Raw genomic sequence first — 16,115 nt, 5'->3', positions numbered from 1 at the left:
ATTGGATCTGTTTTCTATATCGGTGTGTCCCTTGAATAGGGGAGATATTAATGACTCAATTAAAAAATAAAACAGCAATTATAACAGGTGCAAGCAGCCCACGAGACATTGGAACAGCCATTTGCAGAAAATTAGCATCACAAGGGATAAATATCTTCTTTACGTATTGGAAAGCTGAAAATGATTGGGTAGAGGAGTTTCAGCAAGAAATGGTTAATGTAGGAGTCCGTTGTGAAAGCTTAGAAATTGATTTAGCTAATGCAAATGCTGCATATGTCTTATTTGATACAGCGGAAACCAAACTTGGTTTTCCTTCTATTCTAGTAAACAACGCAGCTCATTCAAAGAATGATGGATACAAATTACTTGATGCTAAAACGCTTGATGAACATTATGCAGTTAATATGAGAACCACTCTTCTGCTTTGTGTCGAGTTTGTCCGCCGTTTTCCAAAGTCTGGTTTCACAGCAGGCAGAATTATTAATATGACATCAGGACAAGATATCGGACCAATGCCGGGAGAGCTTGCATATGCTGCAACGAAAGGTGCTATTTCCGCATTCACAAAGTCACTGTCACAAGAGGTTGCATCATTAGGAATTACAGTTAATGCCGTAAACCCAGGACCTACTGATTCCACGTGGATGAACGATGAAATAAGAGAGCATCTGCTGCCTAAATTTCCGATGGGGCGCATTGGGCTGCCAGAAGATGTTGCATCCACCATTGCTTTTCTTGCAAGTGAGGAAGCAAAGTGGATAACTGGACAGATCATCCATTCAGAAGGTGGATTTATTAGAGGTTAAATAAGTGATTAACAAAGCTGTTCCAAGATTCATTGGCACAGCTTTTTTGATTTTTATTTATTGGAAAAGGCAAAAAAGGGGACAAACCTGATGGCATGAATCATTTTCATGGACTAATATTAGATACACTGTAAAATCTATAGAACTTCCCCCCAATCTATTGCTCTGTCATGCAGGATGATTAAAATGAAAGAAAAGCAATAATTCTAAAATGATAGCGTTTTCTTAAAGCTGGCATAAAGAAAGGCGGGTAAAATCAATGAAAAAAACGGCACATATTATCTCCCACACTCATTGGGACAGGGAATGGTATCTGTCCTTTGAACAGCACCGTTACTATTTTCTAAAACTGATGAATGAATTGTTAGACCAGTTTCAAGCAGAAGGAAATGCTTTTCAATCCTTCCATCTGGATGGTCAAACTGTACTGTTAGAGGACTACTTTGCTGTTCATCCGGAGAAACGGGAGGCAGTCAAGCAATTAATAGAAAACAAAAAGCTTCATATTGGACCATGGTATGTGCTGCAGGATGCTTTTTTAACAAGTTCGGAAGCCAATGTACGGAACTTGCAAATAGGTTTGCATGATGCAAAAGACTATGGGCATGTATCAAAGCTTGGGTATTTTCCTGATACTTTTGGCATTTACGGGCAGGCACCACAGCTGTTAAAGCAAGCTGGCATTGATACAGCTGCTTTTGGAAGAGGCGTAAAACCTACTGGCTTTAATAATATGGTGTCAGATTCTCCTAATTTCGAATCACCTTTTTCTGAGATGATTTGGAAGGCGCCAGACGGCTCTGAAGTACTAGGAATTCTTTTTGCTAATTGGTATTCAAACGGTAATGAAATACCAGTTGATGAAGCGGAAGCGAAAATATTTTGGGACCGCAAACTGCAGGATGCGGAAAAATATGCGTCTACAAATCAGTTATTGTTTATGAACGGATGTGATCATCAGCCGCTCCAAAAAACAATTCCAAAGGCCATTGAAACCGCAACGCGCCTCTACCCTGGCTATTCTTTTAAGCATTCCAGCTTCGCTGATTATACAGAAGCGTTAAAAGCAAATCTGCCTGACGAACTCCAAGTTATTGAAGGAGAATTGCGCAATCAACGAACAGATGGCTGGTCGACGCTTGTAAATACAGCATCCAGCCGCATTTACTTAAAGCAGTGGAACAATCATTGTCAAACTCTTATGGAAAAGATTGCAGAACCGCTCGCAACTTTTGGCTATTTAGCAGGAGGAAAGTATCCAAGAGAATATTTGCGCTTCATGTGGAAATCATTAATGAAAAATCATCCTCATGACAGTATTTGCGGCTGCAGTGTTGATGAAGTTCATCGCGAAATGGTGACCCGTTTTGAAACAGTTATGCAAATGGGTAAAGTATTCGTCCGTGAGCACGGTGCGGAGCTTGCAGGTAAAATTGATACCTCTAACACACCAAAGGGGGCAGTTCCGCTCGTAGTCTTAAATACAACAGGATGGGATAAAAATGAAGTTGTTGAAAAAACAGTCGATTTAGAAAAAGTGTATTTCTCAGAGATGCATTTTGAACAAATACCAGCTTATTTACAGGAAAAAGCCATGCCTGCATACAGATTAGTTGATCAAGACGGAAAGAGCATCAACTGTTTTGTGGAAGAGCCAGTGATTGAGTTTGACTATGATTTGCCTAGTGATAAATTTCGCCAGCCGTTTTTTGCGAAGCGGGCTAAGCTGTCTTTTTTTGCTGAAGGAATCCCAGCATTCGGCTATAAAAGCTTCTATCTTATCCCACAGGAGCAGTTTGCTGAAGAGATTCAGGAACACACAGCTGACAAAGCCATGGAAATGGAAAATGAATATGTTCACGTCCTCTTTCATGATGATGGTACATATAATTTAACAGATAAAGCAACAGGCAAGACCTTGAATCACCTCGGTATTTACGAGGACACAGGGGATGTTGGAAATGAATATATGTTCAAGGAAGCAAAGGGGCAGCGTATAACTACAAAGAATGTTCCAGCTGTATTTCGTCTAGTAAAAAGAACATCCCTTCGAACAGAGCTTGAATTCACACACACTTTAACTATTCCTGCTTCAGCAGACAATCAGCTTGCCATGGAACGAAACAGCTTAATTTGGCATAAAGACAGGCAAGCAGGCAGATCATGCGATACGAAAAAGATTATATTGCGCACAACAGCCATTCTCGAAAAGGGGATGAAGGGACCAGCCTTCAAGCTGACAATGGATAATCAAGCAACAGATCATCGCCTGCGCGTCCTGTTTCCAACAAAAATGGAAACGGATACACATCGTGCGGACAGTATTTTTGAGATTGTGACTCGTCCCAATATTCCGGAACAAGAGTGGGAAAACCCTAGCTTTTGTCATCATCTGCAGCGTTTTGCCAGCATTGCTGATGAAAAAAAGGGCTTCACTGTAGTGACGGATGGCCTTCAAGAATATGAAATTCTGCCAGAAGACGGAACGATTGCCATCACCGTACTTCGTTCTGTAGCTGAGCTTGGTGACTGGGGATATTTCCCGACACCTGAAGCACAATGCTTAGGGACTCAAACAGCTGAGTGGCAAGTTTTTATCCATGAGAAAGATGTTATTGCATCAAAGGCATATGTGGACGCTTATCAATATAAAGTTCCTCTTCAGGTTATACAAACCAGTGCACATAAGGGGGAATTGCCTGCTGAACACAGATTTGTGAAGTGGGAGTCAGAAGGGCTAGCGTGGACATCTATGAAACTGGCAGAGGATTGTGATGACATAATGATTCGTTGGTTTAACCCTAGCCCAGAAAGCGGCAATCTAAAGGCTTCTATAGGGACAGATTTTGCAGCCTATAAGAGTACGATACTTGAAGAAAGAAGCAATGAATCTAGTAATCACTACAATGCAGCAGGTCATGAAATTATAACTATCGGTTTTCAAAAAGGAGAGCGACTATGACAACAGCAATTCCAAAATCATTGCAAAAATTAATTCAACATGTAAAGGATTTTTTTCCTGAGGATGAAAAGCTGCAGCAAATGTTTGAACAATGCTTCGTTAATACGTATACAACAACAATGAAAAAGCTGGCAGACGGAAAAACCTTTGTTGTAACTGGAGATATTCCGGCGATGTGGTTAAGAGATTCAGCTGCCCAAGTGCGCCCGTATTTACTTGCTGCAGAGGAGGATGAAGAGCTTGCTGATTTACTTGAAGGAGTCATTCGTCAGCAATTTGCTTTCATTATGCATGATCCATATGCAAACGCATTTAACGAAACAGAAAACGGCAGAGGGCACCAAACCGATTGTACCGATATGACTCCGCATATTTGGGAACGGAAATACGAAATTGATTCGTTATGCTATCCCATTCAGCTTGCTTATTTATTTTGGAAGTCAACTGGACGGACTAAGTATATACAGGAAACATTTAAAGAGGTGTGTGAGACGGTTATTGAAGTTTGGAGAACAGAGCAAGATCACGAAAACAAGTCATCATACCGGTTTGAGCGGGCAGATGTGCGCCAATCAGATACATTAATCCGCCAAGGAAAAGGCGGCCGGGTGATCCCTACTGGCATGACCTGGAGCGCCTTCCGCCCAAGCGATGATGCCTGCACCTACGGTTATCTTGTTCCGGCTAATATGTTTGCGGTAGTCGTGTTAGGATATGCTGCAGAAATAAGTGGTGAGGTATTAAATGATGCTTCCTTAAAGGAAGAATGCTTAAGGCTTCAGAAGGAAATCAAGCAAGGCATAGAGCAGTATGCGAAATTAGAGCATCCGATTTACGGCGAGATGTACGTTTATGAAACGGACGGAGAAGGTCGTGTGCATTTAATGGATGATGCCAATGTTCCAAGCTTGCTGGCAGCTCCGTATTTAGGGTACCAACATTTTGATGATACAACCTATCTCAACACACGGAATTTTCTTTTAAGCAGGGATAATCCTTATTATTACGAAGGCAAATTCGCAAATGGGATTGGCAGCCCGCATACTCCAGACCACTATATTTGGCATATTGCCTTAGCTATTCAAGGGATGACAGCAGCAAGTGCAGAGGAAAAACAACAGATTTTAGCTTCATTCAAAAACACAGATGGCGGCACAAATTTTATGCACGAAGGCTTTAACGCAGATTGTCCTGAGGAATTTACAAGAGATTGGTTTGCGTGGGCTAATACAATGTTCAGCGAATTTGTACTCAGTTTAACAGGTAAAGCAGTTAAAGGGAGTCCTCTGTATCATCAATTGCAGAAACACATTACCAAATAGAAAGGGTGGCCAAAATTGAAGAAAGGTTCATCGATTATTGTTGTGTGTGAATGGATATGGCGAGGAATCTTCGTAAACTTATGCTGGATTGCCTTTATCGTCTTAGGACTAGGGATTTTTGGTTTTTTTCCAGCGACTGTCGCCCTGTTTACAATTGTGCGTAAATGGCTGCGGAAGGATACAGATTTCCCAATATGGAAAACCTTTAAGCAAGTGTATTTAAAAGAATGGAAGAGAAGCAATCAAATAGGCCTTGTTTTTTACAGCATAGGCCTGTTTCTTTATCTTGATATCCGATTGACAGAAACCTTTATGTCAGGTGTTTTGGCCAGCTTCCTGTCTATCATTTTTTCCATTATGCTGCTGATTCTGTTATTAGTAGTAAGCTATTTCTTTGCTGTTTATGTTCATTACGAGTTGTCGAATAAGGAATATATTAAACAATCATTTCTGATCACTTTAACGAGCTTACCATCAACGATAGGAATTGGTGCCGGCTTTTTTGTGATTGGGAGCCTGATTAATCAGATGCCCGGTCTCATCCCCTTCATTTCTGCGGTGGCTCCTGCTTTTTGGATGATGAAGGTTTGTCTGAGCAGATTTGCATTTTTAGAGAGTAGAGTACAGCAGCAATATTAACTAACATAGGGGGAAACAAATGGAACTGTTTTTAAAGGGAGACACAGCGAATGTGGCAGCGGGTCTTGAATTTATTACACAGAAATTAAAGATAAAGCTGACAAGTGATGGTTACCCTATTCAAGTTAAACAAGTTCAGGGGCCGTTGCGCATTACTAGTAGCAGCGGCAAAGGAGAAATATCGTTTGCAAAGCCAATTCATTTCTTCCGAGCACTTGGATTATGGCTGGAAAATTATCGAAAGAATCATGAATTCGATATAACAGAGACACCACAATTTACGATGAGCGGTGTCATGCTGGATGCATCGCGAAATGCTGTACCAACTGTTCATGAAGTGAAAAAGCTGCTCGAGCATATGGCGCTGCTAGGATTAGATACTTTGATGCTATATACAGAGGATACGTATGAGGTGAAGGATTACCCTTATTTCGGATATATGCGTGGGAAATATACTATCAAGGAGCTCAAGACCTGCGATGAATATGCGGAGACACTTGGGATAGACATAATCCCATGCATCCAAACCTTGGGGCATTTACGAGAAGCTCTTAAGTGGAATTATGCTTCTAGTTTTAAAGATACAGATGATATTTTACTAGTCGACAAAACGGAGACATATGAGTTTTTAGAAAGTTGCTTAAAGGCAGCTTCTGAGCCGTTTCGTACAAACAGGATTCATATTGGCATGGATGAGACATTCCAGCTTGGCTTAGGAAAATATTTGGAAGAGCACGGGTATGAGCATCATATTGACATTATGAATCGTCATCTTCAAAAGCTTGTCTCTATAACCGATAAGCTTGGATTACAACCAATGATTTGGAGTGATATGTATTATCCATTGTTTGCCGAAAACAGCCCGTATAAGGATGAAACGGGAAACATCCGAGCAGATATTATGAATGGAATTCCTCCTATTGAGTATGTGTACTGGAATTATTACCGCAACGAACAAGAAGTGTATGAACAAGATATCCAAAAGCATAAGTTGCTTGGCGGGAAGCCAATTTTTGCTGGTGGTGCTTGGACTTGGAATGGACTGGCGCCGAACTACGGCAAGGCAATTAGTACCACAAGAGCAGCTCTTTCTGCCTGTAAAAAAACAGGGGTAGAGCAAATCTTTGTAACACTATGGGGAGATAACGGAGCAGAAACGCCGTTTGTTGCTGCTTACCCAATATTGCAATTATTTGCCGAGCACTCCTACCAGCAGGAAGTTACGTTAGAGAAGGTATCTGAGCGGTTTGCATTTTGCAGCGACGGCACTTTTGCCGATTTTATGAATTTGCGTTTATTGGATGAAACTCCCAGTGTTATGAAGGATAACATGAACAGCTCGATGACGTCTAAAGTCCTGCTTTACCAAGATATTTTAATAGGTTTATATGATGAGAATGTCCGCGGTCTATCGCTAGGAGAGCATTATCAGCGCTTGGCAGCAGTGCTCGCAATCAGTAAAAAGAACAATCCAGCCTGGGAAGCTTTGTTTGGTTTATATGAACAGCTCGCAACAGTTTTAGCAGACAAAGCGGAAATCGGGATAAAGCTAAAAAGCGCATACGAAAATAAGGACTTTGAACAACTGAAAGCACTTCTAACCGTTTTGGATAGCATCAAAGCAAATGTAGATCTGTTAAGACAAAAACACCGCAGTCTCTGGTTTGCAGCATACAAGCCCTTTGGCTGGGAAGTAATGGATATACGTTACGGTGGTGTTATCACAAGGATTGATTCGGTCAAGTACCGGATTCAGGAGTGGATGGAAGGAAGAATATCCGAAATAGAGGAGTTAGCAGAAAACCGGCTGTACCATGATGGACCTTGGGAAATGGCTGATGGGCTGGTAGGCGGCAATGTCTATCATCGTATCGTCACTGCCGGCAGCTTTTCATTATAATCTACGAGGTGAAAATAATGTTTTTAACAGATAGAAAATTTGAAGAGCGTATTAAGGAATTGGCAGGTTACCGGTACCGGGATCTTGTGGAAATCTCACAGTTTAATATACAAGAAGATGATGGGGAAATTGGAACATATCCTCCATCTGTCTATGATGAACAGCATAAAATGAGAATAGGTGATTACTGGAAAGGGAGAGACCGTTATATTTGGCTTCATACAGAGGTTGATACGCATTTGCATCATACCAATCAGCAAATTGTCGGTCTCTTTTCATTCGGCAAGACAGGAGGAGGTAATAACTCCGGCTTTGAATCCTTACTTTTTGTGAATGGAAACCCTTATCAAGGTGTCGATTCTAACCATGAGGAAGTTCTTTTTGATACAGCAACAGCCAAAGGGCCGATTCATTTGGATTTCAGACTTTGGTCAGGATTCGAAGGGGGAGGCATTCCTGTTCAGAATGAGCTGAAGCTTGAAATGGCGGCAATCGGTTGGCTTGATAAGCAGGTAGATAATCTGTATTACACGCTTTTAGCGGCTTTTGAGGTATTGTCAGAAATCAGTGAGTCTGATTCTGCCTACAGTATTTTAAAAAGACTGATTTCGGACGCTCTAAAGCGGATTAATTGGACCGAGCCTGGCAGCCCTGTATTTTACGAATCTTGTTATGCAGCGGAAGTAAACCTTACAGAATCCATTCAAGCTGTTACTAAATCATCTGATATTACAATTCATACAGTCGGGCATACCCATATTGATGTAGCTTGGCTTTGGCGTTTAAAAAATACAAGAGAGAAAGCAGCTCGTTCCTTTTCAACCGTCTTACATTTAATGAAGCAATATCCTGACTATGTATTTCTGCAAACACAGCCGCAGCTCTATGATTATCTTAAAACAGATTATCCTGATATTTACGCCCAAATTAAGGAAAGAGCTGCAGAAGGCAAATGGGAAGCCGGCGGGGCAATGTGGCTCGAGTCTGACTGTAATATACCAAGCGGAGAATCACTTGTCCGCCAAATTCTGCATGGTAAACATTTTTTTAAAGAGGAATTTGGAGTGGACTGTGACTATTTATGGCTGCCTGATGTGTTCGGTTACAGCTGGGCGTTGCCGCAAATCTTAAAAAAATCTGGCATTAAAACGATGATGACAACAAAGATTAGCTGGAATCAGTATAACCGGATGCCACACGATACATTTTACTGGAAAGGAATCGATGGATCAGAAATTTTAACGCATTTTATAACAACACCTGAACCATGGAATTCTCCTGACTCTTGGTTCTATACGTATAATGGCTTTATTACGGCTAAAACAGTCAATGGATCATGGAAAGGCTATCGTGATAAAGATTTATCTAAAGATTTGCTTCTTTCCTATGGCTATGGAGATGGCGGCGGTGGTGTGAACCGGCATATGCTTGAAATGCGCCGACGCTTTGATTCGCTGCCAGGCATGCCGAACGTCAAAACATCTACAGCAGGGGAATTCTTTAAAAAACTCCATCAAAATGTTTCAGAGGCGGATGGCTATATCCATAAATGGGATGGAGAGCTGTACTTGGAGTATCATCGCGGCACTTATACAAGCCAAGCGTTTATGAAGCAGACTAATCGTAAATTGGAGCTATTATACAGACGGGCTGAGTTTCTAACAGCTTGGCTTTCTGAATTTGGACAGCAGCTTGCAAACGAGGAGCTGAAAAAAGGCTGGAAGATTATTTTACGGAATCAATTTCATGATATTATTCCTGGCTCCTCCATTCATGAAGTCTATGAGGATGCTAGAGAAGAATATAAGGAAGCACTTCAGTTAGTGGAAAGCTTGGAATCTCGTATACTTCAGCAGAATATGAACAAGGATGACCAGTCTGTTGTGTTAGTGAACGCAACAGGCTACAAAGGGAAGAGGAATGTTGCTGTGCCTTCATTTGATGATATGACTGAAGGTGTCTGGAAGAACAGTAAAGGAGATATCTTGCCACAGCAAAAGCGGAATAATAGCTGGCTTGTTGAGGCGGATACCCTCCCAGCTTTTGGTGCAGCATCATTATATTTTGACCATTCAGCAGCCGTTCCAAAGGCAGAATCTAATTTTCTCTATCAAAATCGGAAACTTGAAACAAAATATTATACAGTTGAATGGAACGAATATGGCCAAATGACGTCCATATTTGACAAGGAAGCAGGTCGTCAAGTGCTCAGCAGCAGGCAAAACGGGAACGTACTGCAAATTTTTGAGGATAAGCCGCTTGCTCATGATGCGTGGGATATCGATATCTTCTATCAAGAAAAAATGGAAGAAATCCGGAATTTATGCTCATTTGAAGTCGTGGAAAATGGCGAATTGGTATTTACGATTCTGGCGAAGTGGACCTATCATCATTCGGAAATTTCCCAGCGCATCATCTTTTATCATAATGATCGCAGAATAGATTTCGATACAACGGTCGATTGGCATGAAAAGCATAAGCTGCTTAAAAGCGCCTTTCCTGTCGAAATCCGTGCAACGGAGGCAACATATGATATTCAATATGGAAATGTGAAGCGTCCGACCCATTGGAATACTAGCTGGGATATGGCTAAGTTTGAAGGTGTTGCCCACCAGTGGGCTGACTTGTCAGAACCAGATTACGGGGTGAGCTTGCTGAATGATTCCAAATACGGCTATGATATTAAAGATAAAACAATGCGAATCTCCTTATTAAAAGCAGCGACACATCCTGACCCGCAAGCAGATCAAGGAAGACATTCGTTTACTTATTCTCTTTATCCGCATATGGGTGATTGGCGCCAAGCTGGTACAGTGGAGAAAGCATGGGATTTGAACGACCCTGTTGCCGTTTTTAAAGGAGGATGGACAAAGGCAGCGTCCTTCCTAGAAATTGACTCAGACCATGTTTGGGTAGACGCGATTAAACCAAGCTTCGACGGCAACGGAATTATTATCCGCTTGCATGAATATGAAGGCCGAAGAGGAAAGGTGAATCTTTCTGTCTTAAAGGATAGCACATCATGGGTGGAAACCAATTTGATGGAGGAACCGCTTGGAGAAGAGTCTGCCTCACCGATTCAGTTTGAAATAAAACCATATGAGATAAAAACCTTTAGAGTTTTGTAGAATAAAGATGACCGGAGAGCAACACTTTCCGGTCTTTTTTGCGCTTTGTTGACTAATTTCCGCTAATTTTTTATAATTCTAAGATTTTTGCACTTAATCCTAAATTAGTCAACTATAAATAGGGGGCGTTTTACTATAAGATAGATGTATGGAAGCGCTAACATTAATGAGAGGAGGAGAATAATGAAAAGGGTAGTAAAGGATCTTTATAAAAATCGAATTTGGCTGCTGATGGTTTTACCTGGAACAATCTGGTTGCTGTTATTTTCCTATCTGCCGATGTTCGGACAAGTGCTGGCCTTTAAGAAATTCCGGATTGATCCTGATGGTTTTTTTGCCAGCGTAATAAACAGTGAATGGGTTGGCTTTGATAACTTTAAATATTTGTTTAGTACGAATGACGCGTGGGTCATCACAAGAAACACGATTCTTTATAATCTAATTTTTATCGTACTAGGTCTTGTTACAGCAGTCGCAACAGCTGTTTTGCTTAATGAGTTAATCAATAAGAAGCTGTCAAAGGTTTATCAGACATCTATCTTGTTTCCTCACTTTATTTCATGGGTAATTGGCAGCTACTTTGTGTTTACGTTTTTAAGTACAGAACATGGTTTGTTAAATCTAATTCTTGGCTGGTTTCATGTTGACTCTATTTCCTGGTATAACGAATCAAAATATTGGCCGTTTATTCTCGTCCTTATGAGTATTTGGAAGGGTGTAGGATATGGCAGCATCGTTTATTTAGCATCTATTGTCGGAATCGACCGAACATATTATGAAGCTGCCATGATTGACGGAGCTTCGAAATGGAAGCAGATTAAGCATGTTACGCTGCCAATGCTTAAGCCACTGATGATTATCTTAACCATCATGAATATCGGGCGCATATTTAACTCCGATTTCGGCTTATTCTATCAAGTGCCTAGAGATTCAGGTGCTTTGTATGGCGTAACAAATGTTATTGATACATTTGTTTACCGCGGACTAATGAATTTAGGAGACATCGGCATGAGCACTGCAGCAGGGCTGTATCAATCAGCTGTTGGCTTTATCCTAGTTATCATCACAAACTATGTTGTGAGAAAAGTAGATGAGGAAAGTGCATTGTTTTAATGCCATTCCAATACGAAGGGAGGAAAAGTCGCCCGTGCGGCTAAGTGTATGCCAAATTTAGAACAACCGCAGCCAACACCTGCTGTTCCAAACCCAATCGATAAAGTTAAAGAGGGGAAGACGAAAACCTCCAGAAAAAAGTATCGGGATCCCCAACATTTGCATCCAGCCGCAAATGCTGTTATTAGCATACTGCTTGGGGTCCTTGCGTTTACGTGTATCTTTCCTTTTATCTATGTCATTATCATCTCCTTTACAAATGAAGAAAGTATTGTCAGGAATGGTTTTGAACTAATCCCAAAGGAATGGAGCATTGATGCTTATAAGTATTTATGGAGTATGAAGGAGACTTTATTCCGCTCCTATGGTGTCACCATTTTAATCACCATTTTGGGGACTGTTATCAGTGTGTTTATGATTACCTTTTACGCATATGCAATTTCAAGACCGCAATTTAAATATCGTCGATTTTTCACCTTTTTAGCATTTTTCACAATGCTGTTTAGCGGAGGTCTGGTGCCGACTTATATCGTTGTTACTCAATTTTTACATTTGAAGAATTCGATTTGGGCTTTAATCCTGCCTCTAGCGATGAATGCATTTTACATCATCATAATGAGAACCTTCTTTCTGAAGTCTGTTTCTGAATCTATTTTAGAATCAGCAAGAATGGATGGAGCCAGTGAATGGCGAATCTTTTTTCAGATTATCTTTCCACTTTCCTTACCGGGAATTGCCACAATTGCCTTGTTTAGCACACTCGGTTATTGGAACGACTGGTTTGCAGCATTGCTGTATATCGATAATCCCAATCTCGTGCCGCTTCAAGCATTGCTGATGAAAATAGAAGCAAATCTTGAATTTATGAGAAAGAATATGGATGTTGCTATCTTGCAGAAGAGCTTATTCGATACGATTCCGCAAGAATCAGCCAAAATGGCCATGGTAGTAATCGCCACATTGCCGATTGCAGTTTCTTATCCGTTTTTTCAAAAGTACTTTATTAGCGGACTGACAATTGGCGGCGTTAAAGAATAACTAATAGAAAGAGGAGAAAAGGTATGAAGAAAAAGAAGCTAAGTGTTATTCTCGCAGCTGCTTTGGCAGCAGGTACTCTTCTGTCTGCCTGCAGCAAAGACAGCTCCACATCAGAAAACGGCGGCAAAGATGGTCAACCATATGAAATTAAATGGTACACGATTGGAACGCCGCAAAAAGATACAGATAAGGTTTTTGAAGAGGTTAATAAGTATACAAAGGAAAAAATCAACGCCACTGTAAAGATGACACAGATTGACTGGGGCGATTGGGACCAAAAATCTCAAGTGATGATCAATTCAGGGGAAGCAATTGATATTATCTTTACAAATGGCACGTCATATGTTCAAAATGCCCAAAAAGGTGCATTCCTGGCTATAGATGATTTGTTAGATAAGGAAGGTAAAGCACTTAAAGAGGTTATTAACCCTGACCTGCTGGAAGGAAATAAGGTGGACGGAAAACTTTATGGTATCCCTTCAAACAAAGAGGTTGCCAGACAGGATGTTTATACGTTTAACAAACGCCTTGCAGATAAATATAAATTTGACCTTTCAAAAGTGAAAACATTGCAGGACCTTGAACCTATGCTAAAAACAATTAAAGAAAATGAATCTGGAATTACTCCAATGGCAACATTTAAAGCACCTTTACGCTACGACTATGTGTTCAATAATGAAATGCCGTTTGCCTTCCCGTTTGAAGGAGAGACAGACAAAGTCATTAATCCATTTGACACAGAGGATGCTATGAAACAATACACAACGATGCGAGAATACTATAAAGCAGGCTATCTGAAGGAAGATGCCGCAACAAGCAAAGACAGCTGGCCGATGGATGTGGAAAACTGGTTTGTCCGCATGGGGGGTTCCCAGCCGTATGCAGATTTATTATGGTCTCGCTCTGCTAAGTACGAAGTAGTGTCAGTTCCTGCTGAGCAGCCGACCATTATTAATGATTCTGTATCTGGTTCCATTCAGGCGATTTCTGCCACATCACAAAATCCGGAAAAAGCCATGGAATTTTTAACACTGCTTAATACAGATCCATATCTTCGCAATCTTGTCGATAAAGGGATTGAAGGAACGCATTATAAGAAAAATGATGATGGCACTATCGAGGACCTTCCAGCTCGTATTGACGGATACAATATGCCATCCTACTCTTTAGGAAACCACTTTATTTTAGATTTGTATAAAGATGATCCAAAGGATAAATGGGAAAAATTCAAAGAGTTTAATGCCTCAGCAGTAAAAGCACCATCACTTGGCTTTAAGTTTAACAGTGATCCTGTCCGCTCTGAGCTTGCGGCCATTACGAATATTTCTCAGGAATTCTACCCAGCTTTGGCAACAGGTTCTGTTGATCCAGAAGAATATTTGCCAAAATTCAATGAAAAGCTGAAAGAGGCTGGTGTGGATAAGGTATTAACCGAAATTCAAAAACAATTTGATGACTGGAAAAGCGCCCAGCAATAAGCAACCAAGTCAAGCTGGATCTTCTCTTCCAGCTTGACATTAACTATATTTTTTTCGATCTCTTCCATTGAATAGACTTAAAACGGTAAACATTGCATACCGAAGGGATTGAAATTGGTAATACAGTCTTATATAAGTTTTCCAAACTTATATGTCGGTCTGACAATTGTTGATCGTTTAAAGTAATCAATAAAGAAGAGGAGAAAAAAATGAAGAAAGCGAAGTTAAGTCTTATTCTCGTAACTATTCTCGTCCTTGGAACGATATTGTCTGCTTGCAGCAAAAACAGTGCCACACAAAGTAACGATGGTAAGGATGAAAAGCCTTATGAAATCAAATGGTACACACTTGGAACACCACAAAAGGATACGGATAAAGTCTTTGCAGAAGTGAACAAATATACAAAGGAAAAAATTAACGCGACCGTGACAATGACACAAATTGACTGGGGAGATTGGGACCAGAAGTCTCAAGTGATGATCAATTCAGGCGAAGAATTTGATATTATCTTCACCTTTGGGAACCCATATGTTCAAAATGCCCAAAAGGGTGCATTTATCGCGGTAGATGATCTGTTAGAAAAGGAAGGGAAAGCACTTAAAGAGCTGATTAACCCTGTTCTGCTGGAAGGAAATAAGGTCGATGGAAAACTTTATGGTATTCCTGCAAATAAAGAGATTGCCAAACAAAATGTTTATACATTTAACAAACGCCTTGTGGACAAATATAACTTTGATCTTTCAAAGGTAAAAACATTGCAGGATCTCGAGCCAATGCTGAAAACAATTAAAGAAAATGAGCCTTCAATAACACCGATTGCTTCATTTAAGGCACCTTTACGCTTTGACATTGTCTTTAATGGTGAAATGCCCTTTGCATTTCCATTTGAAGGGGAAACAGACAAGGTGATTAACCATTTTGAAACAGATACTGCGATGCAACAATTCAAAACGATGCATAAGTACTATAAATCAGGATTTCTTAAAGAAGATGCGGCCACAAGCAGCGAAAACTGGCCATTGGAAGTAGAAAACTGGTTTGTGCGCATGAACTATTACCAGCCGTATGCAGATTTATTATGGTCTCGTTCAGCTAAATATGAGGTAGTATCCATTCCTGCCGAACCGGCTGCGATTGTCAATGATTCTATATCTGGATCGATTCAAGCAATTTCCGCTACCTCAAAAAATCCACAAAAAGCCATGGAATTTCTGACACTCCTTAACACAGATCCATATCTTCGCAATCTTATCGATAAAGGGATTGAAGGAACTCACTACAAAAAGAATGATGATGGTATGATTGAGGATTTGCCTGCGCGTATTGACGGCTATAATATCCCATCCTACACATTAGGCAACAACTATATCCTCGATTTATACAAAGGTGACCCAGAAGATAAATGGGAAAAGTTCGAGGAATTTAATGAATCTGCAGTAAGGGGACCTTCACTAGGCTTTAAATTTAGCAGTGACCCAGTTCGTTCAGAACTCGCAGCCATCACTAACATTACGAAAGAATTCTACCCTGCTCTTGCAACAGGCTCTGTTGACCCAGAAGAATATTTGCCGAAGTTCAATCAGAAATTGAAAGAGGCGGGAGTTGATAAGGTATTAAAGGAGATTCAAAGTCAATTTGACGAGTGGAAAAGCGCTCAAAAATAAGAGTACTAGTAACTTACAAGGTATATTAGCTCATCTTCGATCCTTTCCATTGTGTTAAACTAAAA

General features: G+C 40.6%; 10 protein-coding genes. All 10 read left to right on the top strand.

Annotation, left to right across the window (positions count from 1 at the left end):
* The first annotated feature begins 50 nt into the window (after positions 1–50).
* The 10 genes from M3600_RS17925 (at position 51) to M3600_RS17880 (ending at position 16,050) form a co-directional block, all read left to right on the top strand.
* Positions 51–806 (top strand): SDR family oxidoreductase, encoded by a 756-nt coding sequence (locus tag M3600_RS17925; RefSeq protein ID WP_233315555.1) that lies wholly within the window; start codon positions 51–53, stop codon positions 804–806.
* A gap of 259 nt (positions 807–1,065) precedes the next feature.
* The gene (locus tag M3600_RS17920; RefSeq protein WP_251646951.1) at positions 1,066–3,768 is read left to right on the top strand and encodes an alpha-mannosidase; all 2,703 of its coding nucleotides are present in this window, start codon (positions 1,066–1,068) and stop codon (positions 3,766–3,768) included.
* Positions 3,765–5,090, top strand: a complete 1,326-nt coding sequence (locus M3600_RS17915; RefSeq protein ID WP_233315553.1) for a glycoside hydrolase family 125 protein — start codon at positions 3,765–3,767, stop codon at positions 5,088–5,090. Before M3600_RS17920 ends, M3600_RS17915 begins: the two co-directional genes overlap by 4 nt.
* Before the next feature lie 15 nt (positions 5,091–5,105).
* Entirely contained in the window at positions 5,106–5,729 is a 624-nt protein-coding gene (locus M3600_RS17910) for a YesL family protein (protein WP_233315552.1), read from the top strand.
* A 19-nt stretch (positions 5,730–5,748) separates the two neighbouring features.
* Complete coding sequence (locus M3600_RS17905; RefSeq protein ID WP_251646948.1) at positions 5,749–7,629, top strand: beta-N-acetylhexosaminidase; 1,881 nt, start codon at positions 5,749–5,751, stop codon at positions 7,627–7,629.
* Positions 7,630–7,646: 17 nt separating this feature from the next.
* The gene (locus tag M3600_RS17900; protein WP_251646946.1) at positions 7,647–10,757 is read left to right on the top strand and encodes an alpha-mannosidase; all 3,111 of its coding nucleotides are present in this window, start codon (positions 7,647–7,649) and stop codon (positions 10,755–10,757) included.
* 183 nt (positions 10,758–10,940) lie between these two features.
* On the top strand, positions 10,941–11,870 hold the full coding sequence (locus tag M3600_RS17895) for an ABC transporter permease (protein WP_233315549.1): 930 nt from the start codon (positions 10,941–10,943) through the stop codon (positions 11,868–11,870).
* 48 nt (positions 11,871–11,918) lie between these two features.
* The gene (locus M3600_RS17890; RefSeq protein ID WP_233315548.1) at positions 11,919–12,908 is read left to right on the top strand and encodes a carbohydrate ABC transporter permease; all 990 of its coding nucleotides are present in this window, start codon (positions 11,919–11,921) and stop codon (positions 12,906–12,908) included.
* Positions 12,909–12,931: 23 nt separating this feature from the next.
* Positions 12,932–14,386 (top strand): ABC transporter substrate-binding protein, encoded by a 1,455-nt coding sequence (locus tag M3600_RS17885; protein WP_233315547.1) that lies wholly within the window; start codon positions 12,932–12,934, stop codon positions 14,384–14,386.
* Positions 14,387–14,595: 209 nt separating this feature from the next.
* The gene (locus M3600_RS17880; RefSeq protein ID WP_233315546.1) at positions 14,596–16,050 is read left to right on the top strand and encodes an ABC transporter substrate-binding protein; all 1,455 of its coding nucleotides are present in this window, start codon (positions 14,596–14,598) and stop codon (positions 16,048–16,050) included.
* Positions 16,051–16,115 lie beyond the last annotated feature (65 nt).

Source organism: Niallia sp. MER 6 (assembly GCF_023714395.1).
In the GTDB taxonomy this organism is placed as follows: Bacteria; Bacillota; Bacilli; order Bacillales; family Cytobacillaceae; genus Niallia.
This window is presented reverse-complemented; position numbering and strand designations above follow the sequence as displayed.